This window comes from Planctellipticum variicoloris, assembly GCF_030622045.1.
In the GTDB taxonomy this organism is placed as follows: Bacteria; Planctomycetota; Planctomycetia; order Planctomycetales; family Planctomycetaceae; genus Planctellipticum; species Planctellipticum variicoloris.
The window spans coordinates 5,664,202-5,685,591 of sequence record NZ_CP130886.1 but is presented as its reverse complement, the minus strand read 5'-3'; the positions used below and the strand labels follow the sequence as shown (position 1 = coordinate 5,685,591).

Here is a 21,390-nt window from a genome sequence, read left to right as displayed (position 1 = left end):
CAATTCCTTCCCAATGTTCGCGGCGATCGCCTGGGAGGATGTAACGTGCTTTTCAGAAACGACTTGCGACTCTCGCGAAATCCTTGTTCGCGGAGTAGCGTTTGCCAGACGACGTTCAGACATCGCATGCGGCGCGCCAGCGGAATTGGACAAATCGGTCTGTCCGCCCGATTCAGCGCCGCCGCCACGTCGAGTCGAAAGACCTCCGGCGACGGTTCACTGTGACGGGGCCAATTGCCGCGAGACGCAATCGCGGGATATGATTGCTGTGTGGTCGCCTCGTCGCAGAGGCGAGCGACCCCCCGTCCGTCGGCTACCTCGCCGGACGCCCCGGCTCTTCAGGATTTCCCGACTGATGGCTTCTTCCGATTCTGGATCCAGTTCGTCTGCCCCGCCCGAACCGCCGCGCAAACCTGCACCCCGCAAGCCGGAACGCGGTCCGGCGAGCAATGTGTTCTGGTTCCTGATGATCGGAATTGTGATCTCGGCTCTGGTGTTCTCCTTCGGGGGGCGCAACCGGAACGGGCAGGAATTGACCGTCAGCGAATTCAAGGACCAGATTCGCAACGGAACCCTGAACCCGACGAACGTCTACGAACTGGAAATCACTCCGGCCTCAATCACCTTCCAGGATCTGCCGCGACAGCCCTCCAATTCCAAGGCGACGCCGAAGACCTTCACCGTCCACACGGTGGGACTTCGCGATGAGTCCCAGAAGTCGATCATCGACCTGCTTGAGGCCAACAAGATCAACTACCGCGGCGCTTCGCAGCCGCCCGACTGGCAGCAGGTGGCTTATCTGCTGATCGTCCCGGTCATGTTCCTGGTCTTTTTCCTTTACATCTTCCGTCGGATGAGCGGGCCGGGGAGTGCAATGTCCTTCGGCCGCAGCCGAGGGCGGATGTATGCCCAGGAAGACCTCGGCGTGACCTTCGCCGACGTCGCCGGCATCGACGAACCGCTGGAAGAGCTGCGGGAAATTGTCGAGTTCCTCCGCAACCCGGCAAAATACCAGGCGCTCGGCGGACGAATTCCTCACGGCGTCCTCCTCGTCGGCCCTCCCGGGACCGGCAAGACGCTGCTCGCAAAAGCTGTCGCGGGCGAAGCGGGCGTGCCGTTCTTCAGCCTGTCCGGCTCGGACTTCGTCGAGCTGTTCGTCGGCGTGGGCGCCTCCCGCGTGCGGGATCTGTTCGCTCAGGCCGTGCAGAAGGCCCCCAGCATCATCTTCATCGACGAAATGGACGCCATCGGCAAACGCCGGGGCGAAGGCGGTCCCGGCGGCCACGACGAACGGGATCAGACCCTCAATGCCCTGCTGGTCGAGATGGACGGGTTCTCCTCCGAGCAGAGCGTGATCGTCATGGCGGCGACCAACCGTCCCGACACGCTCGACCCCGCCCTGATGCGGCCGGGCCGGTTCGATCGCCACGTCGTCGTCGATCGTCCCGATATCAAAGGCCGCGAAGCGATTCTTGTCGTACATGCCCGCCGGGTGAAACTCGATGACGGGGTGAACCTCAAGCACCTGGCCCGGTTGACCCCCGGCTTCGTCGGGGCCGACCTGGCGAACCTCGTCAACGAAGCCGCCCTGCTCGCCGCCCGCAAGAATAAAACCAGCGTCACCGCGGTCGAGTTCGAAGAGGGAATCGAACGCGTGGTCGCCGGCCTCGAAAAAACCACCCGGATCATTCCCGACGAAGAGAAGCAGCGGGTCGCGTACCACGAGATCGGCCACGCGCTCGTCGCCTGCACGCTCCCCAATGTCGACCCGGTCCACAAGGTCTCGATCATCCCCCGCGGGATCGGCGCTCTGGGCTACACCATGCAGCGCCCCGAGGAAGACCGGCAGCTTATCACCAAGACCGAACTGCAGAACCGGATCTGCGTCCTGATGGGAGGCATCGCCGCCGAGGACATCATCTACCAGGAAGGCTCGACCGGTCCGTCCAACGACCTGCAGCGGGCCACCGATCTGGCCCGGCGAATGGTCACCGAGTTCGGCATGAGCCCCAAGCTCGGCCGGGTCCACTACAGCGAAATTGTGCGCTCGCCGTTCCTGGGTGGAGCGAACTCCACCGGCGATCATCAGCACAGCGAGGAGACGATTCGCGAGATCGATCTGGAAGTCCGCCGGATCATCGATCAGGCCTACACCACGGCTCATGAAATCCTGCTTTCCCGCAAGCACGTCGTCGAGCACCTGACGCGGGATCTGCTGGAAAAGGAAGTCATGAACGCCGACCAGATCGCGGCGATCCTCAACCAGTACCGGACCGGACCGCAACTGAAGCCCGGCACGTTTGTTCCGGGGAAGACCGTGGAGGAGACCGTCATCGATCGCGACGCCCCTCCGCTGGGCGAAGTCGTTCAGGGGGGCTGAACCCGCCGATTGTTCCGGATCGGCAGTGGTGCGATGCCCCTTGAACGGGCACAATTCCTGAGAACGCACGCGTCGCCCGCGGTCTGCGAGGCGACCGGCTGCCACACTCGGGGATGCTCATCATGTTGCGCTGGTGCCTGGTCTTCACCCTGTTCGCCGTTGGCGCCGCCCGCGATCTCCACGCGGCGGAACGGCTCAACGTCCTGTTCCTGATCGCCGACGACCTGAACTGTGACTTGCAGTGCTACGGTCATCCCGTCGTCAAGACGCCTCACATCGACGCTCTGGCGAAGCGCGGCGTACGGTTCGAACAAGCCTACTGCCAGTTCCCCCTCTGCAGTCCGAGCCGGAGCTCGTTCCTGACCGGGCGGCGTCCCAACGCCACGCAGATTCACACCAATCCGGGAGGGGCGCGGTTCTCCACCCAATACCGCCCCACGCCCCACTTCCGCGACTTCATCCCCGACACCGTCACCCTCCCCGAACTGTTCAAGAACAACGGCTACTTCTCGGCACGCGTCGGCAAGCTGTATCACTACGGCGTCCCGGGTCAGATCGGCACCAGCGGACTCGACGACGACAAGTCCTGGAACTTCGTCGTGAATCCCGCCGGCCGCGACAAAGCCGAGGAAAACAAGATCTTCACGCTCACTCCCGGCAGCTACGGCGGCACGCTGAGCTGGCTCGCCGCGGAAGGCGCCGACGAAGAGCAGACCGACGGACTGGCGGCGACCGCGGCGGAAAGCCTGCTGGAAGAGCACAAGGATCAGCCGTTCTTTCTGGCGGTCGGCTTCTATCGGCCGCATACGCCCTACGTCGCGCCGAAATCCTATTTCAAAGGCTACCCCACGTCCGGCATCACGCTGCCCGAACTTTCGGCGGACGACAAAGAACGGGTGCCGCCGCTGGCCTACGCCAGCGCGAAGAAAGACCAGGAAGCGCTGTCCGACGATCTGCGTCGCGAGGCGATCCAGGCGTACTGGGCCTCGATCTCATTTATGGACGCTCAGGTCGGTCGCGTTGTCGCCACTCTCGACCGGCTCGGGCTGGCCGACAAGACCGTGATCGTGATGACCAGCGACCACGGTTATCACATGTACCAGCACGGCCTCTGGCAGAAAATGAGCCTGTTCGAAAACTCGGCCCACGTCCCCCTGATCATCGCCGCCCCCGGCGCTGCGGCGAACGGCAAGTCGACGCCGGCTCTCGCCGAACTGGTCGACCTCTACCCGACGCTCGCAGACTTGTGCGGCCTGAAGGCGCCCGACTATCTCGACGGAGTCAGCCTCCGCCCCGTACTGCAGGACGCGCAGGCCACCGTCAAACCGGCCGCATACACACAAGTGCGACGCGGTAAGGTCGACGGCTACAGCGTCCGCACTCCCCGCTGGAGGTTCACAAGCTGGGACGCCGGCAGGAAGGGAGAACAGCTCTACGACCTGCAGGCCGATCCGCAGGAGGCCCGCAATCTCATTAACGACCCAGCTCACAAGGACACGGTCGCGGAGCTGCGAAAATCGATCGCCGACTATGCAGCGAGTGCAAATCCCGAGGACAGAAAGCAACGCTGAGCAATTCGCGATCACCGTCTGCTCATCGGCGGCAGCCGCTCGAGAAACGCGTCAAACGCCACCCGGTATTCTTCGGGTTGCGGATCGTTGTGGTGACCGCCGGGAACGCGAAAGAAGGTCTTCTCGCCCGGCGCCGCTTCGTAGAGCTGCTGCCCGTGCGCAAACGGAATGACTTCGTCCGCGTCGCCGTGACTGATCAGCACCGGCCCCGGGTAGTTGCGGATCTTTTCCAGCGAATTCATCCGGAACGTCATCATTGAGCCGGTTGGCAGCCAGGAAAAATGGTGCTTGGCTGCCGCCGGCAACGAGGTAAACGTGCTCGCCAGCACCAGCCCCCGGGCCCCGTCCTGGGCCAGGTCGACCGCCACCCCTCCGCCGAGCGAGACGCCCATCAGCGTCACGTCGGACTCCGCCACGCCCGCCCGTCGGGCGAGCCAGGTCCGTGCGGCGCGGGCATCCTGCAAAATCCCCGCCTCGGACGGCTTCCCCTCGCTCCGACCGTAACCGCGATAGTCGAAGGCCAGGACCGCCAGACCATGCCGCTGATTCAGAATCTGCAGCGTCTCGGCGAGACCGGAGATATTCCCCGCGTTTCCGTGGCAGAGCAGCGCCACGCCACGCGGTTCGGGATGATCGACATACCAGCCGTGCAGGCGGGTTCCGTCGGCGGCCGTGAACCAGGCATCTTCGGGAGTCAAACCGTCGGGCTCCCATTCTCCCTGGGGCCAGGCCGCGGGATGGAACAGCAGGCTTCGCTCGACGGGACGGAGTGGCGACAGCGGACCCAGCGAGGCGCAGCCGGCGACTACGAGGCAGCACACAATCAGCGGCTTTGCGGCTTCGCGAGACATGGGAATTCCTGCAACCCCTGAACAGGTCGGTGAATTACTCCCTAAGGCGGCGATCCGTCAATCCCGCGTCGGTTTGGCGGGTCCACGAAAAAACCCCGGCAGGTCGGGGGCTGCCGGGGTTGTCATAATCGCGTTGTGAACCGCGAGGCTGTGTCTGGCTTAGTAACGGCCACCGCCGCCACCGCCGCCATATCCACCGCCGCCGCCACCGTAGCCGCCGCCACCACCACCGCCGTAGCCGCCGCCACCACCGCGGGAACCGCCGCGGGATCCTCCGCCGCCACCACCGCCGTATCCACCGCCACCGCCGCCGCTGCGTTCTTCACGCGGACGAGCTTCATTGACGGTCAGCGTGCGTCCCTGAAAGGGAGCGCCATTCAGTCCTTCAACAGCCTGCTCGGCCCCGTCCGACATTTCGACGAAACCAAATCCCCGTGACCGGCCGGTTTCGCGATCCGACACCACCTGGGCGCGGGTCACGGTCCCGAACGCGGAGAACGCTTCGCGAAGGTCATCCGCGGTCGTCTGGTAGGGGAGGTTTCCGACATAAAGATTCTTAGCCATAGTCATCCTTCTGCGAGCCGAAGCGGCTCCGAGAGAAACCGATGCAATCGAAAGGCTGCCCTGGAACGGGCGTGGAAGAGGGGACCGACCGCAAACCAGACCGTCTCGCGATTCTCACTATTTCCGGTCTCCGCACCCCGACGGCGGCTGACCTCGACGTTTGAATTCCCGACGCATTCCGCCACACCTGCACTCCCCCTCAGGGAGGGCCGCCCAGCACGATCGGGCTGCCGATGAGTGTTGTGTGAGTTCCGTTCGTCGTCTTCCGGGTGGTTCCGCCTATGCCAAACCACTTGACGACGGTTATCGCACGAACACCAGCAAGATTAAAGCCTTTTTTATGGATTTCCAGAAGAATTTCTGAACTCCGTTTCCCACTCCTGGGAACCCGGCTTTTCGTGCGTTACAGCCTGCCAGACAGGGGTTTTCTGCAATCGACGACGCCCGTTTCACACCTCGGAAATCACGCGCACGGTCCCTCCCAGACACCGCTCGATTCCCGTCAGTGTCCCGACGCGCAACGCGCCCATTTCGTCGATGCCGGCGCAGACCCCCTCAATTACCCGGTCACCTGCCGTCACTTGGATTCGCCGCCCGGTCAGAACACAGTGGCGACTCCACTCGACCGGCCAGTCGATGTCCCCGACCGCCAGCCGCTGACACATTCGATCCAACGCCTGAAGGACACGCGTCAGAATCACCTCTCGGGCTGTCGCCCCCCCCGACTCGTCACACAGGCTTGTCGCGAGAATCCGAATCGCGTCCGGCGCACCCGTCAACGAATTATTCACATTCAGGCCGATTCCGATCACCAGCCGGTCCGCAACGCGATCGCTCGGCTCCAGCAGAATCCCCCCGAGCTTCCGTCCCCGGCAGAACACGTCGTTCGGCCACTTGACCCCCACGGGCAGGCCGGGAAACAGTTCTCCCAGCGCCTCGCAGACGGCGACGCCTGTCGCCAGGGAGACTTGCGGCCAGGCGGCCTCCGGCAATCCCCAGGCACTGGGGGCCAGCAGAACGGAAAACGTCAGCGAGCCCTCACTCGACCACCACGCATTCGTTCCCCGCCCTCGCCCGGCCGTCTGCCGATCCGCCCAGAAGAGTCGCGGCAACTGGTCGGCGGCGACGTCCGCCGCCTGCTGCAGCGCCAGCGTATTCGTCGACACGACCTCCGGCAGCCACTCGACCGACCGCAGACACGTCTGTTCGACGAGATCATTGAGAGCGGACTCGTGCTCCGCGGGGCTGCCAGTCATCGTATGTTCCGCCCCGACTTCCGGGGCTTCGCGAACACGCTCCAGCCCCGGCCACCCGACTGCACGAATCCCGTTCTCACGGCCAGTCCATCAGGCATACGTAATGAGCAGATCGCCGGCGCTGACCTGCGTGCCGGCTTTGACCAGCACCTTGTCGATTCGCCCGTCCCGTTCCGCCTGGACGTTGGTCGCCATCTTCATCGCTTCCAGCGTCAGCAGCTTCTGCCCCTTCACGACCGCAGCGCCCGCCTGAACTCCGATCGTCACCACCATCCCCGGCATGCTGGCCCCGACGTGATTCGGGTTCCCCGGATCCGCCTTCAGATTCGACGGCCCCGTCGCCTCCAGCGACTTGTCGACGACGGTCACGTCGCGCGGCTGCCCGTTCAGCTCGAAAAAGACCGTCCGCTTGCCGTCCGAATGCGGATCGCCCAGCGTCAGGAACTTCACGATCAGCGTCTTGCCCGGCTCGATCTCGATCGAGATCTCTTCCCCGGGCTCCTGCCCGTAGAAGAAGACCGGCGTCGGCAGACCGCTCGTGTCGGAGTACTTGTGCGTGTGGGCGGCGTACTCTTCGTAGACCTTGGGATACAGCAGCCAGGTCACCACGTCGCGGTGTTCGGGTTCCCGCTTGAGAATCCCCTTCACCTTGTCTTTCGCAGCGGCAAAGTCGGCCGCCGGCAGGCTCGCTCCCGGCCGGCCCTTGACCGGCTTCAGGTCCCCCAGAATCCGCTTCTGCACCTTCTTCGGGAACCCCCCCGGCGGTTGCCCCATCCGGCCGCCGATCAGGTCGATGACCGACTCGGGGAAGGCCAGTTCGCGGCTCTCGTCCAGAATGTCGGCCGAGGTGTAATTGTTGGCGACCATGAACAGGGCCATGTCCCCCACGGACTTCGAACTGGGAGTCACCTTCACGATGTCGCCGAAGAGCTGATTGACCTCGGCATAGACCTGGCAGACCTCGGGCCAGCGCTCGGCGAGTCCCAGAGCCTTGGCCTGCTGATACAGGTTCGTGTATTGCCCCCCCGGCATCTCGTGCTGGTACAGGTCGCCCGTCGCCGGCAACATGACGGTCTCGAACGGCAGGTAATAGTTCCGGACCGCTTCCCAGTAGCGGGCGGCCGCATCCAGCTTGCTCGTTTCCAGCCCGGTGTGTCGGCGGGAGAAGCGCAGCGCTTCGACGATGGCGTTCAGATTGGGCTGCGAGGTGCCCCCCGACATCGGCGCCATGGCGGCGTCGGCGATGTCGAGGCCGGCCTCGCTCCCCATCAGGATCGACGCCCCCTGAATCCCCGCCGTGTCGTGCGTGTGGAAGTGGATCGGAATCCCGATTTCCTGCTTGAGCGTCTTGACCAGCAGTTCGGCGGCCTGGGGCTTGCACAGGCCGGCCATGTCCTTGATGGCCAGGATGTGCGCCCCCATCTTCTCCAGCTCTTTCGCCAGCTCGACGTAGTACTTCAGGTCGTACTTCGGACGCTCGGGATTGAGAATATCCCCTGTGTAGCAGATCGCCGCTTCGCAGATGCCCCCCGCCTTCTGCACGGCTTCCATCGCGACCTTCATGTTCGGCGCCCAGTTGAGCGAATCGAACACGCGGAAAATGTCCATCCCCGCCTGGGCTGCCTCTTTGACGAACTCGCGGACGATGTTGTCCGGATAGTTCGTATAGCCGACCGCATTCGACGCCCGCAGCAGCATCTGGAACAGGATGTTGGGGATCTTGCTCCGCATGTCCGCCAGCCGCTGCCAGGGACACTCTTTCAGAAACCGCAGCGAGGTGTCGAACGTGGCTCCGCCCCACATTTCCAGCGAAAAGAGCTGCGCACAGTCGCGGGCGTAGTAATCGGCAATCTGCAGCAGATCGTGCGTCCGGAAGCGGGTCGCCAGCAGCGACTGGTGTGCATCGCGGAACGTGGTGTCCGTGATCAGCAATTGCCGCTGCTTCAGAATCCACTGCTGGAATTTTTCGATTCCCAGTTCTTTGAACTTATCGCGGCTGCCGGCGGGCGGAGCGACGTTCAGATCGACGTCGGGAACCGGGGCGGGGGCGCGGTTGATCTTCGCCACCAGGGCCGCGGGAGTCGCCTTGGCGCCGTTGACGATCGTTTCGCCCAGGAACGTCAGCACCTTCGTCGCCCGGTCCTTGCGGGGGGCAAACTGGAACAGGGACGGCGTTTCATCAATGAACCGCGTGGTGAAGCCCCCCGACAGGAAGCGCGGGTGCGTCATCACCTTCACAAGGAACGGAATGTTGGTCTTCACACCCCGGATGCGGAACTCCTGCAGGCAGCGTTCCATCCGCCCGGCGGCGTCCTGAAACCGCCGGCCGCGGACCGAGACCTTCACCAGCAGCGAGTCGTAGAAGGGATTGACCACCGCCCCGGAGAATGCACTTCCCGAGTCGAGCCGGACTCCCACTCCTCCGCTCGATCGGTAATGCGACAGCCGTCCGTAGTCGGGCATGAAGTTGTTGGCGGGATCTTCCGTCGTCACCCGGCACTGGATGGCGAACCCGTTCGTGCGGATGGCGGACTGGTCGGCGAGATCGATCTCCGGATCGCTCAGCGGCGTCCCCTGGGCGATCAGAATCTGCGACTTCACGATATCGATGCCGGTCACTTCCTCCGTGACCGTATGCTCGACCTGAATCCGCGGATTCACTTCGATGAAGTAGAACTTGTGTTCGTCGGTGTCGTAGAGGAACTCGACCGTTCCGGCGTTCTGATAGCTGACCGCCTTGCCGATCTTCAGGGCCGACTCGCAGATTTCGTTGCGGATTTCGGGCTCCAGGAATGGAGCCGGAGCGATCTCCACGACCTTCTGGTGCCGCCGCTGAACGGAGCAGTCGCGCTCGAACAGGTGAACCAGGTGCCCGTGCTGGTCGCCCAGCAACTGCACCTCAATGTGCCGCGGACGGGGAATGAACTTCTCGACGAAGATGTCCGGGCTCCCGAACGCCGTCAGGGACTCCCGCTGGGCCTGCTCGAACAGCCCGGCGAATTCCTTCTGGGTCTGGACGACGCGCATGCCGCGTCCGCCCCCGCCCTTGGCCGCTTTCAGAATGATCGGATAGCCCAGCGAGGCCGCCAGTTTCTCGCCATCCTTGATGCTGGCGATCGGCGAGGAGCTGCCTCCCAGGACCGGGACGCCCGCCTTCCGGGCGATCTCGCGGGCGGTGATCTTGTCGCCGAGCTGATCGAGTACGCGGGCGCTGGGGCCGACGAACGTGATTCCGGCGTCGACGCAGGCCTGCGCCAGGGCGGGGTTCTCCGAGAGAAAACCATAGCCGGGATGAATCGCGTCCGCGCCGCACTGCTGGGCGATCCGGATGATCGCGGGGATGTCGAGGTACGCCCGGATCGGCTCGCCCGGCTTGCCGATGACATAGGCCTCGTCCGCCTTGAACCGGTGCAGGGCGTAGCGGTCTTCGAACGTATAGATCGCCACCGTCCGCACCCCCAGCTCGTGGGCGCTCCGGCAGACGCGAATGGCAATCTCACTCCGATTGGCGACGAGCAGCTTCTGAATGCGTGGCATGGGTGTCGTTCGGCAGGGGGAGCAGGCGAATTCGAGCATCCCCGTCACAGCCGGGGACGCCGTACCATACCCCACCCCTTCACCGCCCCGCAAATGTGCCCGAACGCCGAATTGTCGGCCGGCCGGGCAATCCGCAATTCCGGCAGGGTCACTCGTTGCCGACCGCCGGGGTGGATTCCAGAATGTCCTGGGAAACCTGGTCAGCCGTCGCCTCGAAGTCCGCCGGCGATTCCATCGTCCGGACAACCGTCCCTCGACCGGTCAGCGCGACTTTTTGGCCGGTGCGCCGGTAGACGGCGTCCTGAATACCGGCCGCGTTCCGCTGGTCGGGCTCAAGCTGCAGTTGCACCAGTTCTCGGGGCGCTCCTCCCGAGTTGCCGTAGTGCTCGGGCGGCAGGTAGATCGTTCCGGACGAAAAGTCGACCGCGAAGGCGATCACCCCCGGAATCAGAAAAAAGAGGCAGCCCAGCCCGTCCAGCAGCACGATCGACGGGTCGATCCGACCGGAATTCGGCTGTCCCCTGCGTTCCGGATGCAGCAGATAGCCGCAGCCGGTGGCAGGAATTCCGACAGCCAGAACCAGCGCGAACAGAACCCCGTTCCGCCAGACTCGTCGATCCCGCATGCGCTGCCTTCCTGAAGAAATCGCAATGGGCTGCCGTTCCCAGACGATCTGCAGGGGCCCGCGACGTCGCTCTGACGACGTCCCGTCAGTCGGTGGAATCTCCCCGGAGTCTCCGGGGAGGCGGCACGGTAGTGAATCGCCGCCCGACGCTCAATGGCAGTCTATGGAGGATGTTGTGTGCCAATGAAGTTCCCGACGTATTGCAGTTCCAGAGACGCCGGCCCCCTCGATCCACTTCGTTCCGGCTCTCGACTCTGGACTCTCGTCTCTCGACTCCTCCGTTCGACTGCTCTTGTCCGGCTCCGATTCCGAGTGCTAACATCCGGCCGTGTCTGCAGTTCCGAAGGCAAGGATGCTTCCATGACGCGCGGCGGCCGTTTCTCCTTCGGGATTGCGGCAGAGGACTTGCGTTCGCTCTCTCCCCGGCGGATTTGCCTGATCAAGCCCAGCGCGCTGGGTGACATCGTGCAGACCCTGCCGTTGCTCCCCGTCCTGCGCGCAGCATTTCCACGAGCCGAAGTCACCTGGGTCATCAACCGGGAGCTGCGCGGCCTCGTCGATGGTCACCCCGATCTGGCGGGCGTCATTCCGTTTCATCGTCGGGGGACCGCCCGAGACTGGTTGACTCTCTTCGGCAGCTTGGCTCGCAGCCGGTTTGATCTCGTCCTCGACCTGCAGGGACTGCTGCGAACCGCCGTGATGACCGCTGTTACCGGCGCCCCGATCCGCGTCGGCCTGCAAACCGCGCGCGAAGGCGCCCACCTGACCGTCAACTGCACAATCCCCGACACAACACGCCAGGTTCCCGCCCATGCCCGCAACTGGCGTCTGGCCGAGGTGCTTGGTCTGGGCGATCATCCCCGACAGACAATCATCGCGACTTCCGCGGACGACGACGCCTGGGCCAGTCAGCAGCTCGGGGGCTTGCCGCGCCCCCTGCTGGCGTTTCATCCCGGCGCCCGCTGGGAAACGAAGCGCTGGCCGGTGGAACGCTTTGCCGCCGTGGCGGCCAGGGCCATGCAGTCCTGGGGAGCCGGAGTCGTCATTCTGGGGAGCCCGGCTGAACGACCGGACGCCGAATTGCTGCAGCAGCAGATCGCGGGACTCGTCCCGCGCGGCCTCGTTCGCAACCTGACCGGTTCGTCGACGCTGAAACAACTGTCCGCATTGCTGAGCCGGGTGGATGTTGCCGTCAGCAACGACTCGGGACCGATGCATCTGGCCGCCGGGCTGGGGACTCCCACGCTCGGCATTTTCACCTGTACCAGCGCGGTCCAGTCAGGGCCTCCCGGACCAGCGCACGAACTGGTTTCAACAACCGTCGACTGCGCCGCCAGTTATCGCAAGACCTGTCCGCACCACGGGGCGCGGAAGCATTGCTGCCACGCCGAACTCGACGTGGAGCGGGTCTGGCGCGGACTGCAGAGACTTATCGAACGGAATGCCCTGGCTCCGTTCCGTTCAACGCGGGCCGCTTGAGCGGGCGATCTGATCCATCGGGCGCGGCGCCGGCGTAATCAGATAGGCGGAAAGCCGCCGGCCGTACGAACTTGCCGGGTCGGCGACCTGCCTCACCTGCCAGCCGCTCCCCGTTTCCGCCTGAATGTTGATTTCCCGCCGAGTCCATTCGACGACGAGATAACGGGCCTCTTCGCTGGAGTCCCGCGCATTCAGGTGCTGGGTCAGTCCCGGATCCCAGCCCTCGGTGACAACCAGTTCCGCAGCCGGCCAGCAGCTTCGCAGCAGCAGACGAAGCTGGACCGGCGGAGGGGCCTGGGGAGAAATGACCGAAATCCGCTGCACTTGCGGCAGATCCGCCAGCCTCTGGCGAAATCGCGGCAGGCGTTCGGAACCGGGCTCCCGCCGGAGTGCGGTGCGGATGCACTCGACGGACTGACCGACCAGCGTGCAGAACAGGATCGCCATCAACAGCGGGCGGACCTGCGGCTCCTGCCAGGGGCGGTCGTTCGAGAAGGGCCGAGTCGCCAGAGCCCCGCCGATCAGAATCCCGGCGAAGACGACGCCCCCGACCAGCGCGACCAGCCACCACCGATCGGTCCACGACAGAGTCAGCAGACCCGCCGTGATGGCGATCGCCGTCGCCACTCCCCCCGCCGTCGCCTGGCGGTCGAGGACGGCTTCAACGCCTACTCCCGCAAGAATCATGAGCGGAATAATCGTCAGCGGTTCGACGAGTCCCGCGCTCAGCGGAATCGACGCGCCGACGCCGGCCATCCAGAGGCGGATTGCGACCGCCACGACGCCCCAGATCAGGGCCAGGTGATACAGCTCGCGCCGCGATTCGTGTCCCTTCCGCCGCCAGTCGGAACTGATCTGCCAGAAGCCGAGAACCGCCCAGCCGGCGACCCAGGTCTGCAGAATCAGCCAATGGTCGAGTCGCCCGCGCGCCGACAGCATCGCTTCCTTCAAGTACAAGGAGATCGACCGTCCGGGGGGCGTTGTCGGGAGTCCGGTCCACCAGCTCTGCTGGAACGACCAGCCGTACTGCTCGGACATCATCAGGCTCCACCAGCTCGCCACCGGAACTCCGGTGATCACCAGCAGCAGCCAGCTCCGAAACTGCCTCTGAAAAGAGGCTCGGGGGCTTCGTCCGGAGATCGGCACGGCGGTCGTGCGCTGTCGAACCCACGGAAAGACGACCGCATGAATCAGCAGGATCCCCGCCAGAATGATCGCCAGCGGACCGGCCGCCAGCATGCACAGACCCCACGACAGCCCGGCCCCCAGCAGCGACCACGAGACGATGCCGAACGGGATCTGCAGATGCCGCAGGAACAGCCAGACCGTCAGACAGGCCGTGAGAGTTCCCAGAGCATCCGGCGATGCGGAGCGGACTTGCGTCAGAACCTGCGGATGCAGACAGAATCCCAGCGCCGCCAGAAACGCGAGCCGGTGACCGGCGAGCTGGCTGATCATCCGGTACAGACACCAGACGGCCAGCGCGGACCAGAGATAGGAGGGGAGAAACGGAGCGACGCGGCGAGTTGCCCCCAGAGACTCCATGCTGGTCGCCACCAGCCACGCCTGCAGCGGCGGTTGAAACAGCAGCGACTGGCCGGCCTCGCCGAATCCCGGTCGCAGCGCGTCGTCGATGTCGTGACTGGCGAGCACGTCCAGCGCCCGCAGCCCCCACAAGGCGCTGCGCGTATCGGGAACGCATTCCGCCAGCGCGAGCAGACCCGGCAGCGTCGCCCCTAGCAGCAGCAGCGGTCGCAGCATGGCCGACCGTCGCAAGACGACGAACAGCGGCTCCGGTCGCGGCGCCGCCAGCGCGAGCAGGCGCTGGTCGCCCGCCAGTTCGAGGGATGGTCGCGGGACCGATGAAGGCGAGGCGCCGGCCGAATCTTCGGGCTTCGGCCTGCTCAACTCCGGCGAGCCGTCCGTCACGTCTGATCCCCGGCAGGTTGCGACCGTTTCCAGGCAATCACATCATCGAGGATATCGCTGAGCGACCGGCTGGGCTGCATTCCCAGCGTGGTTCGCAGCCGGGTCAGATCGGGGACCCGCTGGCGAACATCCTCGAAGCCTTCGCCATACGCTTCGCGATAGGGAATGTACCGGATCGCCAGCCCCGGATGCACCTTCGCGATGATCTGCTCCGCCAGACCGCGGATCGTCACCAGTTCGTCGCTGCCGATGTTGAAGACTTCCCCGTGCGCCGCCGACGACTCCGTCAGCCGAAACACGCATTCCACGACTTCCTGGACATGCCCGAAACAGCGGGTCTGACCGCCGTCGTCGTAGACTTCCAGCGGCCGGCCTGCCAGCGCCTGGTCGACGAAGCGGGGGATCACCATCCCGTAATGTCCGACCTGCCGCGGCCCGACGACGTTGAAGAATCGCCCGATCACAACCGGCAACTGAAACTTGCGGTGATAGGCCAGCGCCAGAAACTCGTCGATCGCCTTCGAGCACCCGTAAGCCCAGCGGGCTCGCGTGGTTGCTCCGAAATGCAGATCGTCTTCTTCCGTCCAGCGTTCCTTGGGGTTTTTACCGTAGACTTCGCTGGTCGAGGCCAGGAAAACTCGCTGGCGCCCCTGGACCGCCTGCCGCAGCAGCAGCTCGGTGGGATAAATATTGGTTTCGATGGTCCGGACCGGGTCGTCCGCCACCAGCTTCACGCCGACCGCGGCGGCGAGATGATAAATCACTTCGCTCCCCGCCATGACTTCCGTCAGCAGGAGCGGGTCGGTGATCGACCCGACGCGCAGGCGAAAGGCGGGATGGTTTGCGACCGCCGCCAGATTCTCGCGGGAACCGGTCGACAGGTCGTCGAGAACGGTGACCTCGTGGCCGAGATCCAGCAGTCGTTCGGTCAAGTGACTCCCGATAAAACCGGCGCCGCCGGTCACCAGACACCGAGCCATCCGCTCCGTCCCTCTCGTCGCCAAGGCCTGGGGGCGGTCGAAATGACGCCCACCCGGGTTCCGCGCAGGCGGGACCACCTCGGACGGCCAGTACGATACCGCGCTGGCCGGGCGCGGAGTAGGGCGAACCTCCGTGCGGTGCCGAGGTTGGGTTTGCGACAAGCGACTGATCAGTTGCCGCCGATGCGATATTCCACCGGTATCGAGCTGCCCTTGGCCGCCCGTCGGATTCGCGTCACAATGGAAGACGCCGACCTGACCGCCGCGTTCCTCCCCGCTCCGTAACCCCGCTCTGCGACTGAATTCCTGCTCATGCAACGCACGCTGCTCAAGGCGAAAATCCACCGCGCCACGGTGACCGATGCCAACCTGGAATACGAGGGAAGCGTCACGATCGACAGCCGGCTCCTGGAACTGGCCGATATCGTCGAATTCGAGCAGGTGCATGTGTACAATATCACCAACGGCAACCGCCTGACCACCTACGCGATCTCGGGACCCGCCGGGTCGGGGACGATCTGCATCAACGGGGCCGGCGCCCATCTGGTCCGGCCGGGCCATCTCGTCATCATTTGCTCCTATGCGCAATTTGCCGAGTCGGAACGGTCCAGCCATCTCCCCCGCATCATCCATGTGGACGAGCGCAACCACCCGCGCGAGTGAGCCTTCCGTGATTGCGCGATAAGCTGCGTCCGCGCTGCGCCGGTTGACTTTCCACTCGGCCTGCTCTAGCTTGCCAGCACGTTCCGATGCGCGCTGCGGGCTACCTGCGGACAGCGTTCGGACTTTCGCCCATGACGCTGCTTCTGTCGAGTGAAAGGGTTTTCCCTATGGGACGTCCGGTTACGCTGTTCACCGGCCAATGGGCCGATCTCAAGCTGGAAGACCTCTGCAAGAAGGCGCGCGACTTCGGCTACGATGGCCTCGAACTCGCCTGCTGGGGCGACCACTTCGAAGTCGACAAGGCCCTCTCCGACGACACCTACTGCGCCCGCAAGCGCGAGCTGCTCGAAAAATACGACCTGCAGGTCCACGCGATCTCGAACCATCTCGTCGGCCAGGCCGTTCTCGACACGATCGACGGGCGGCACAAGTCGATTCTGCCCCCCTACGTCTGGGGCGACGGCAAGCCGGAAGGCGTCAATCAGCGCGCCATCGAAGAAATGAAGAACACCGCGCGGGCCGCGCGCAAGCTCGGCGTCGGCGTCGTCAACGGCTTCACCGGCTCCAGCATCTGGCACTTGATTTACGACTTCCCCCCCACGCCGAAGTCGATGATCGACGACGGATTCAAGCTGCTCGCCGACCGCTGGAATCCGATTCTCGACGTCTTCCAGGAGTGCGGCATCAAGTTCGCCCTGGAGGTCCACCCGACCGAAATCGCCTTCGACATCTACACCGCTCAGCGGTCGCTGGAAGCGCTGGACAACCGCGAAGAATTCGGCTTCAACTTCGACCCCAGCCACCTGATCTGGCAGGGCGTCGATCCGGTCGAATTCATCCGGGCCTTCCCGAATCGCATCTATCACGTCCACATGAAAGACGCCAAGGTCACCCTCAACGGCAAGACCGGCATCCTCACCAGCCACCTCTCGTTCGGCGATCCCCGCCGGGGCTGGGATTTCCGGAGCGTGGGCCGGGGGGGCGTGCAGTTCGAAGACATCATCCGCGCCCTCAACACCATCAAGTACGACGGCCCGCTGTCGGTGGAGTGGGAAGACATGGGGATGGACCGCGAGCATGGCGCCCGCGAGGCCTGCCAGTACGTCAAGAACGTCGACTTCCCCCCGTCAGGCCGGGCCTTCGACGCGGCCTTTGCGGAATAGTTTTCGAACGCACGACCCGTTTGTGTGAGACCTGTCGCCCCGCAGGAATGATCCTGCGGGGCTTCTTGTTGCGCCGGGTATGTTGTGTTTCAGGGGCGATTGAGGGGGGCGGCCCGTTTCAGTGGGCGCCGTCCGCCAATCGCCTGCACCTGTTCTGCACGGTACGATGAATAACGTGGTCTCCGTCTCACGGTGAGCCTCCCTGCAACGCTGGCAATACACCGGCTCGAAGTTCATTGCCAGGTCATGCTTGCCGGAAGGCCACCGGGGGGGGACGGCGTTGGCCGCCGCCAGATCGGGCGTGGTGACTGGGATCAGGGATCTAGAACTTCTTCGAATTTCGAGCTTCGGACATAGGATTGAGGAGCCTCGATGGGTTTGCGGATTGTCTTCATGGGCACCGGCCGCCTGGCGTTGCCGGTCTTCGAAGCCCTTTGCGCCTCGAACCATACCGTCGCGGGCCTGGTGACGCAGCCCGATCGAACGGGACGTGGTCACCATCACCACGTCAATCCGCTCAAAGAGCTGGCGCTCGCCCGCGGTACGTCGGTCTTTCAGCCGGACAATATCAAGACGCCCGAGTCGGTGGCGCTGCTGCGGGAGTGGCAGGCCGATCTGCAGGTCGTCGCGGCCTACGGCCAGATTCTCTCCGCCGAAGTCCTGCATTTACCGCGATTCGGCACGATCAACGTGCATGCGTCGCTGCTGCCGAAATACCGCGGCGCGACTCCCATTCATGCGGCGGTGCTCAACGGTGACGCCGAGAGCGGCGTGACGATCATCCAGCTCGAACCGAAGCTCGACGCCGGCCCGATGCTGGGAGTCGTCCGGACGCCCATCGGCCCCGACGACACGACCGGCGATCTCGAAGCCCGGCTGGCCGAGCTGGCCGGCCCGCTGACGCTGCAGGTGATTGGCCAGATTGAGGCCGGGACGACGACACCCGTCCTGCAGGATCCGGCCCTCGTCACCCGAGCCGGCAAACTGACCAAACAGGACGGTCGAATCCCGTGGAATCGGTCTGCCGTCGAGGTGGAGCGTCACGTCCGCGGCATGCAGCCCTGGCCGATGGCTTTTACGACGGTGCATCTCGCCGGCCGCCCCCCGCTGCGAGCCCTCGTCCAGCGCGTCCGGGTCGCCGATGCCGACGGTCCGGGAGTGCCGGGAACCGTTGTCGAAGCGACGGCCGAACGCTGCACGGTCCAGTGCGGAACCGGGAGAATCGACCTGGTGCAGGTCCAGCCCGACGGCAAACGACCGATGGCCGTGGCCGAGTTTCTGAGGGGCTACCGGCCCGCCTCCGGCGATCAATGCGAATAATCGGCTCGAATTCGAACAACCGATGATTCGGCCGCGAAAGTTCGTGTTGTGGACGCCAACCACGCGCGGTAGCGTTTTTGAGAGAGGTGCACCTCTTCCGGAGACGAGTTCATGCGGGGCAGCCGACAGTTGTCGGTCAATGAGTTCAGTCTGCAAGTCGTGCGGCCAGCATGCTTTGCGGTCGTCATGCTGGCTGGCGGATGGCTTTCGTCGCCGGTCTCCGCGGACGAACTGGCGACCGCTCGCGAGCACCTTCGTCGCGGGCGCTACGAGGAATCTCTCGAAGTCTGCGCCGACTTGTTGAAGTCCGACCCGGCCAATGCCGCAGCCGGGCTGACTCGGCTTCACTCCCTGCGGGCGCTTGGCCGCGACGAGGAAGCCCTGGCGAGTCTTCGATCGGCGATCGAGTCTGATCCCGGCTCCGCCGACCTGCTCGCGGAACTGGCCCGACTGCACTGGGACCACGGTCGACTGGACGATGCGGCGAAGGCGGCGGCGGCGGCGTTGGAACTGGCCCCGGACCAGTTGCGCGCCCGTCTGATTTCCGCCGATCTGGCCGCCGCGCGGGGTCAGCTCAAGGAGGCCGAAGACGGCTATCGCTGGTTCGTGCAATACTACAACCGCATCCAGCCGACGGCGGCGGAGGATCTGCTGCTGGTCGGGCAGGGGGCGGCGGAGTACGCCCGCTGGAAGTCGGTGTCGCAAGTCTTTGATTTCGTGGTGAACACCGTCTGCCGGGACATTGAGAAGTCTGATCCGCTCGCCTGGGAGGGGCGCTGGCTGGCGGGTTCGCTGCTGCTCGAAAAATACAATCGGGCCCAGGGGATCCCCGAGCTGCAGGCGGCGCTGGCGATCAATCCGCAGGCGGCCGACGTCCATGTCCTGCTGGGGGAGTCGGCGCTCGATCAGCGGGAGTGGTCGAAGGCGACGTCGCACGCCGACGCGGCTCTGGCCATCCATCCGGAGCATCCCGCCGCGCTCCGATTGAAGCTCGATGTCGCGCTCTCGACCGACGCCCGGGACGCCGTCCCCGGTCTGCTCGATCGACTGCTGGCCGCGAACGGGAGCGACCAACGGAACCTGGCGCGACTGGCGGCGTGGAACATCCGGCTGCACGGCCCGCCGGCCCCCGAGCGCTGGTCGAAGCTGCTCGAACACCTCGACCACATCGCCGACTGGCAGGTCGATGCGACTTCCGAAGTGGAACCGGTCTTCGTTCGCGTGGCTCGGCAGAGTCCTCATCCGGGAGTCTTTCTGTCGGAACTGGCCGGCTGGCTCGAAGACTGGCGAAAGTTCCGCCTGGCGGAAGATCTTTATCGTCGCGCAATCGTCCTGATGCCCCCTCTCGCCCAACCGCGAACCGGGCTGGGGATGCTGTGCATGCAGACGGGGCGCGTCGACGAGGCCCGCAGCCTGCTGGATGCGGCGTTCAAGGCCGATCCCTACCATCTGAAAGTCAGCAATCTGCGCAAGGTCATTCGCGTCCTCGACGACTACAAAGCGGTCACCACCGACCACTTCGTCATTCACGCCGACTCGCAGCTCGATCGTCTGCTCGCCCGTTACGCCGCCGAGTACCTGGAAGAGACGTACGCCGACCTGACGGCCCAGTATGGCTTCGAACCTCCCCAGCGGACGCACATCGAATTCTACAACAACGCCCGCGGACTTTCGGGGCACCAGTGGTTCAGCGCCCGGATGGTCGGACTCCCCTGGATTCAGACGATCGGCGCGTCGACCGGGTTGATGATTGCAATGACCTCGCCGACCTGTCTCGAGCGGCCCCTGCACTGGGGGCGGGTGCTGCGCCACGAGTTCGTGCATGTCCTCACGCTGCAGCAGACCGAATTCAACATTCCGCACTGGTTTACCGAAGCCCTGGCGATGCGGGCCGAAGGGACTCTCCGGCCGCTGGAATGGGACCGCCTGCTGGCGGAGCGCGTTGCGGCCGGGAAACTGCGGAATCTGGAGACGTTGACGGAAGGATTCGTCCTGGCCGGGTCGAGCGAAGAGTGGAATTTCGCCTATTGCCAGAGCGCCCTCTACGCGGACTACATGGTCCGGCGGGGGGGCGAGGAGTCGCTCGTCAAACTGCTCGACGCCTACCGTCGCCAGCAGACCACGGCGGCTGCGATTCACGAAGTTTTCGGCGTCGACCTGGCGGAGTTTGAAGCGGGTTACCGGACGTATCTGCAACAGCTCGTCGCCGGTCTGGAGGCCGTGGAACCGCGCGAGGAATCGCAGTCGCCCGCCGAGATTCAACGGGCCTATCGGGAGCAGCCCGATTCGCCCGAAGCCGCCGCCAGCTATGCCGGCCTGCTCTGGCTCGCGAAGAAACGGGACGAGGCGAATCAGGTTGCGCTCAAGGTGTTGAAGGATCATCCGGCACAGCCCAGGGCGGCGCTGGTCGCCGCCCGAGCCGCCATCGGAGCGGAAGACGCGCCGGGCGCCGTCGAGATCCTGGAGCGGGCGCTCGACCGCAACGCCCCTCGACGGGACATTTTGTCGCTCCTGCTCGAACTACAGCTTGCTGCTAAAAACTGGGAGGTCGCCCGGGAACTGTGCGAACTCGGCCAGCAGAAGTTTCCCCGATATCCCGACTGGTGGCGGGGGCGGGCCGCCATCGCTCTGGAACTGAAAGATCGCGCCGGACTGAAGACGGCCCTGCAGTCCCTGCTGCCGCTGGAGCCCGACGACCCGATCATTCGCCTGAAGCTGGCTGAATTCGCGCTCGCCGAAGGTAACGCCCGCGCCGCCCGGGCCTACGCGCGCGATTCGCTGCTGATCGACGTACTCGATGCGGAAACTCATCGTGTTCTCGCGGAAGCGGCCGTCCAACTGAAGGACCACCGGCGGGCCGTTCAGGAGTACGAAACGGCGCTGGAACTGAAGCCGGGCAGCGCCGACTGGAACTACGAACTGGCGCGACTGTATGCCGCCGACCAGCGAGTTCGCGATGCCAAAGACCGTCTGTTCGAGGCGATCAAACACGATCCGCAGCACCAGGGCGTTCGAAGTCTGCTCGCTCAATTGCGCGGAGAAGAGTAGACTGGAGCGGACGGTGCTTTGTCG

15 protein-coding genes are annotated in these 21,390 nt (G+C 64.7%); 8 read left to right on the top strand and 7 right to left on the bottom strand.

Annotated elements, in window-relative coordinates; genetic code table 11:
* Positions 1-355 precede the first annotated feature (355 nt).
* Both ftsH and SH412_RS22145 read left to right on the top strand, forming a co-directional pair.
* Complete coding sequence (gene ftsH / locus SH412_RS22150) at positions 356-2,380, top strand: ATP-dependent zinc metalloprotease FtsH (protein ID WP_336520208.1); 2,025 nt, start codon at positions 356-358, stop codon at positions 2,378-2,380.
* A gap of 122 nt (positions 2,381-2,502) precedes the next feature.
* Entirely contained in the window at positions 2,503-3,951 is a 1,449-nt protein-coding gene (locus SH412_RS22145; RefSeq protein WP_336520207.1) for a sulfatase, read from the top strand.
* An 11-nt stretch (positions 3,952-3,962) separates the two neighbouring features.
* Here SH412_RS22145 and SH412_RS22140 read toward each other — a convergent pair whose 3' ends face one another.
* The 5 genes from SH412_RS22140 to SH412_RS22120 form a co-directional block, all read right to left on the bottom strand.
* Entirely contained in the window at positions 3,963-4,802 is an 840-nt protein-coding gene (locus tag SH412_RS22140) for an alpha/beta hydrolase (RefSeq protein ID WP_336520206.1), read from the bottom strand.
* Between the two features lie 159 nt (positions 4,803-4,961).
* Positions 4,962-5,366 carry an RNA recognition motif domain-containing protein gene (locus SH412_RS22135; RefSeq protein WP_336520205.1) on the bottom strand — a complete coding sequence of 135 codons (405 nt, stop codon included), beginning with the start codon at positions 5,364-5,366 and terminating at the stop codon, positions 4,962-4,964.
* A gap of 449 nt (positions 5,367-5,815) precedes the next feature.
* Positions 5,816-6,622: a biotin--[acetyl-CoA-carboxylase] ligase gene (locus tag SH412_RS22130; protein WP_336520204.1), complete on the bottom strand. Its 807-nt coding sequence runs from the start codon at positions 6,620-6,622 to the stop codon at positions 5,816-5,818.
* A 90-nt stretch (positions 6,623-6,712) separates the two neighbouring features.
* Complete coding sequence (locus SH412_RS22125) at positions 6,713-10,159, bottom strand: pyruvate carboxylase (protein WP_336520203.1); 3,447 nt, start codon at positions 10,157-10,159, stop codon at positions 6,713-6,715.
* A 148-nt stretch (positions 10,160-10,307) separates the two neighbouring features.
* The gene (locus SH412_RS22120) at positions 10,308-10,784 is read right to left on the bottom strand and encodes a hypothetical protein (protein WP_336520202.1); all 477 of its coding nucleotides are present in this window, start codon (positions 10,782-10,784) and stop codon (positions 10,308-10,310) included.
* 360 nt (positions 10,785-11,144) lie between these two features.
* Here SH412_RS22120 and SH412_RS22115 point away from each other — a divergent pair, with 360 nt between their 5' ends.
* Positions 11,145-12,263, top strand: coding sequence for a glycosyltransferase family 9 protein (locus SH412_RS22115; RefSeq protein WP_336520201.1), 1,119 nt, complete (start codon positions 11,145-11,147; stop codon positions 12,261-12,263).
* On the opposite strand, the gene SH412_RS22110 is transcribed toward SH412_RS22115, so the two are convergent.
* Positions 12,246-14,192, bottom strand: a complete 1,947-nt coding sequence (locus SH412_RS22110) for an ArnT family glycosyltransferase (RefSeq protein ID WP_336520200.1) — start codon at positions 14,190-14,192, stop codon at positions 12,246-12,248. The genes SH412_RS22115 and SH412_RS22110 overlap by 18 nt on opposite strands.
* Positions 14,189-15,172, bottom strand: a complete 984-nt coding sequence (locus SH412_RS22105; RefSeq protein ID WP_336520199.1) for an NAD-dependent epimerase/dehydratase family protein — start codon at positions 15,170-15,172, stop codon at positions 14,189-14,191. The genes SH412_RS22110 and SH412_RS22105 overlap by 4 nt, the downstream gene beginning before the upstream one ends.
* 153 nt (positions 15,173-15,325) lie before the next feature.
* Here SH412_RS22105 and SH412_RS22100 point away from each other — a divergent pair, with 153 nt between their 5' ends.
* From SH412_RS22100 to SH412_RS22080, 5 genes are all read left to right on the top strand, one after another.
* The gene (locus tag SH412_RS22100; RefSeq protein ID WP_336520198.1) at positions 15,326-15,457 is read left to right on the top strand and encodes a hypothetical protein; all 132 of its coding nucleotides are present in this window, start codon (positions 15,326-15,328) and stop codon (positions 15,455-15,457) included.
* 27 nt (positions 15,458-15,484) lie between these two features.
* Positions 15,485-15,835 (top strand): aspartate 1-decarboxylase, encoded by a 351-nt coding sequence (panD, locus tag SH412_RS22095; protein ID WP_336520197.1) that lies wholly within the window; start codon positions 15,485-15,487, stop codon positions 15,833-15,835.
* Positions 15,836-16,002: 167 nt separating this feature from the next.
* Positions 16,003-16,998 carry a sugar phosphate isomerase/epimerase family protein gene (locus SH412_RS22090; RefSeq protein WP_336520196.1) on the top strand — a complete coding sequence of 332 codons (996 nt, stop codon included), beginning with the start codon at positions 16,003-16,005 and terminating at the stop codon, positions 16,996-16,998.
* Positions 16,999-17,370: 372 nt separating this feature from the next.
* On the top strand, positions 17,371-18,318 hold the full coding sequence (fmt, locus tag SH412_RS22085; protein ID WP_336520195.1) for a methionyl-tRNA formyltransferase: 948 nt from the start codon (positions 17,371-17,373) through the stop codon (positions 18,316-18,318).
* A gap of 111 nt (positions 18,319-18,429) precedes the next feature.
* Positions 18,430-21,366: a tetratricopeptide repeat protein gene (locus tag SH412_RS22080; RefSeq protein ID WP_336520194.1), complete on the top strand. Its 2,937-nt coding sequence runs from the start codon at positions 18,430-18,432 to the stop codon at positions 21,364-21,366.
* The last annotated feature ends 24 nt before the right edge of the window (positions 21,367-21,390 follow it).

Coding starts and splice junctions, on each gene's coding strand:
- ftsH (WP_336520208.1), top strand. CDS start 356: ATGGCTTCTTCCGATTCTGGATCCAGTTCGTCTGCCCCGCCCGAACCG.
- SH412_RS22145 (WP_336520207.1), top strand. CDS start 2,503: ATGTTGCGCTGGTGCCTGGTCTTCACCCTGTTCGCCGTTGGCGCCGCC.
- SH412_RS22140 (WP_336520206.1), bottom strand. CDS start 4,802: ATGTCTCGCGAAGCCGCAAAGCCGCTGATTGTGTGCTGCCTCGTAGTC.
- SH412_RS22135 (WP_336520205.1), bottom strand. CDS start 5,366: ATGGCTAAGAATCTTTATGTCGGAAACCTCCCCTACCAGACGACCGCG.
- SH412_RS22130 (WP_336520204.1), bottom strand. CDS start 6,622: ATGACTGGCAGCCCCGCGGAGCACGAGTCCGCTCTCAATGATCTCGTC.
- SH412_RS22125 (WP_336520203.1), bottom strand. CDS start 10,159: ATGCCACGCATTCAGAAGCTGCTCGTCGCCAATCGGAGTGAGATTGCC.
- SH412_RS22120 (WP_336520202.1), bottom strand. CDS start 10,784: ATGCGGGATCGACGAGTCTGGCGGAACGGGGTTCTGTTCGCGCTGGTT.
- SH412_RS22115 (WP_336520201.1), top strand. CDS start 11,145: ATGACGCGCGGCGGCCGTTTCTCCTTCGGGATTGCGGCAGAGGACTTG.
- SH412_RS22105 (WP_336520199.1), bottom strand. CDS start 15,172: ATGGCTCGGTGTCTGGTGACCGGCGGCGCCGGTTTTATCGGGAGTCAC.
- panD (WP_336520197.1), top strand. CDS start 15,485: ATGCAACGCACGCTGCTCAAGGCGAAAATCCACCGCGCCACGGTGACC.
- SH412_RS22090 (WP_336520196.1), top strand. CDS start 16,003: ATGGGACGTCCGGTTACGCTGTTCACCGGCCAATGGGCCGATCTCAAG.
- fmt (WP_336520195.1), top strand. CDS start 17,371: ATGGGTTTGCGGATTGTCTTCATGGGCACCGGCCGCCTGGCGTTGCCG.
- SH412_RS22080 (WP_336520194.1), top strand. CDS start 18,430: ATGCGGGGCAGCCGACAGTTGTCGGTCAATGAGTTCAGTCTGCAAGTC.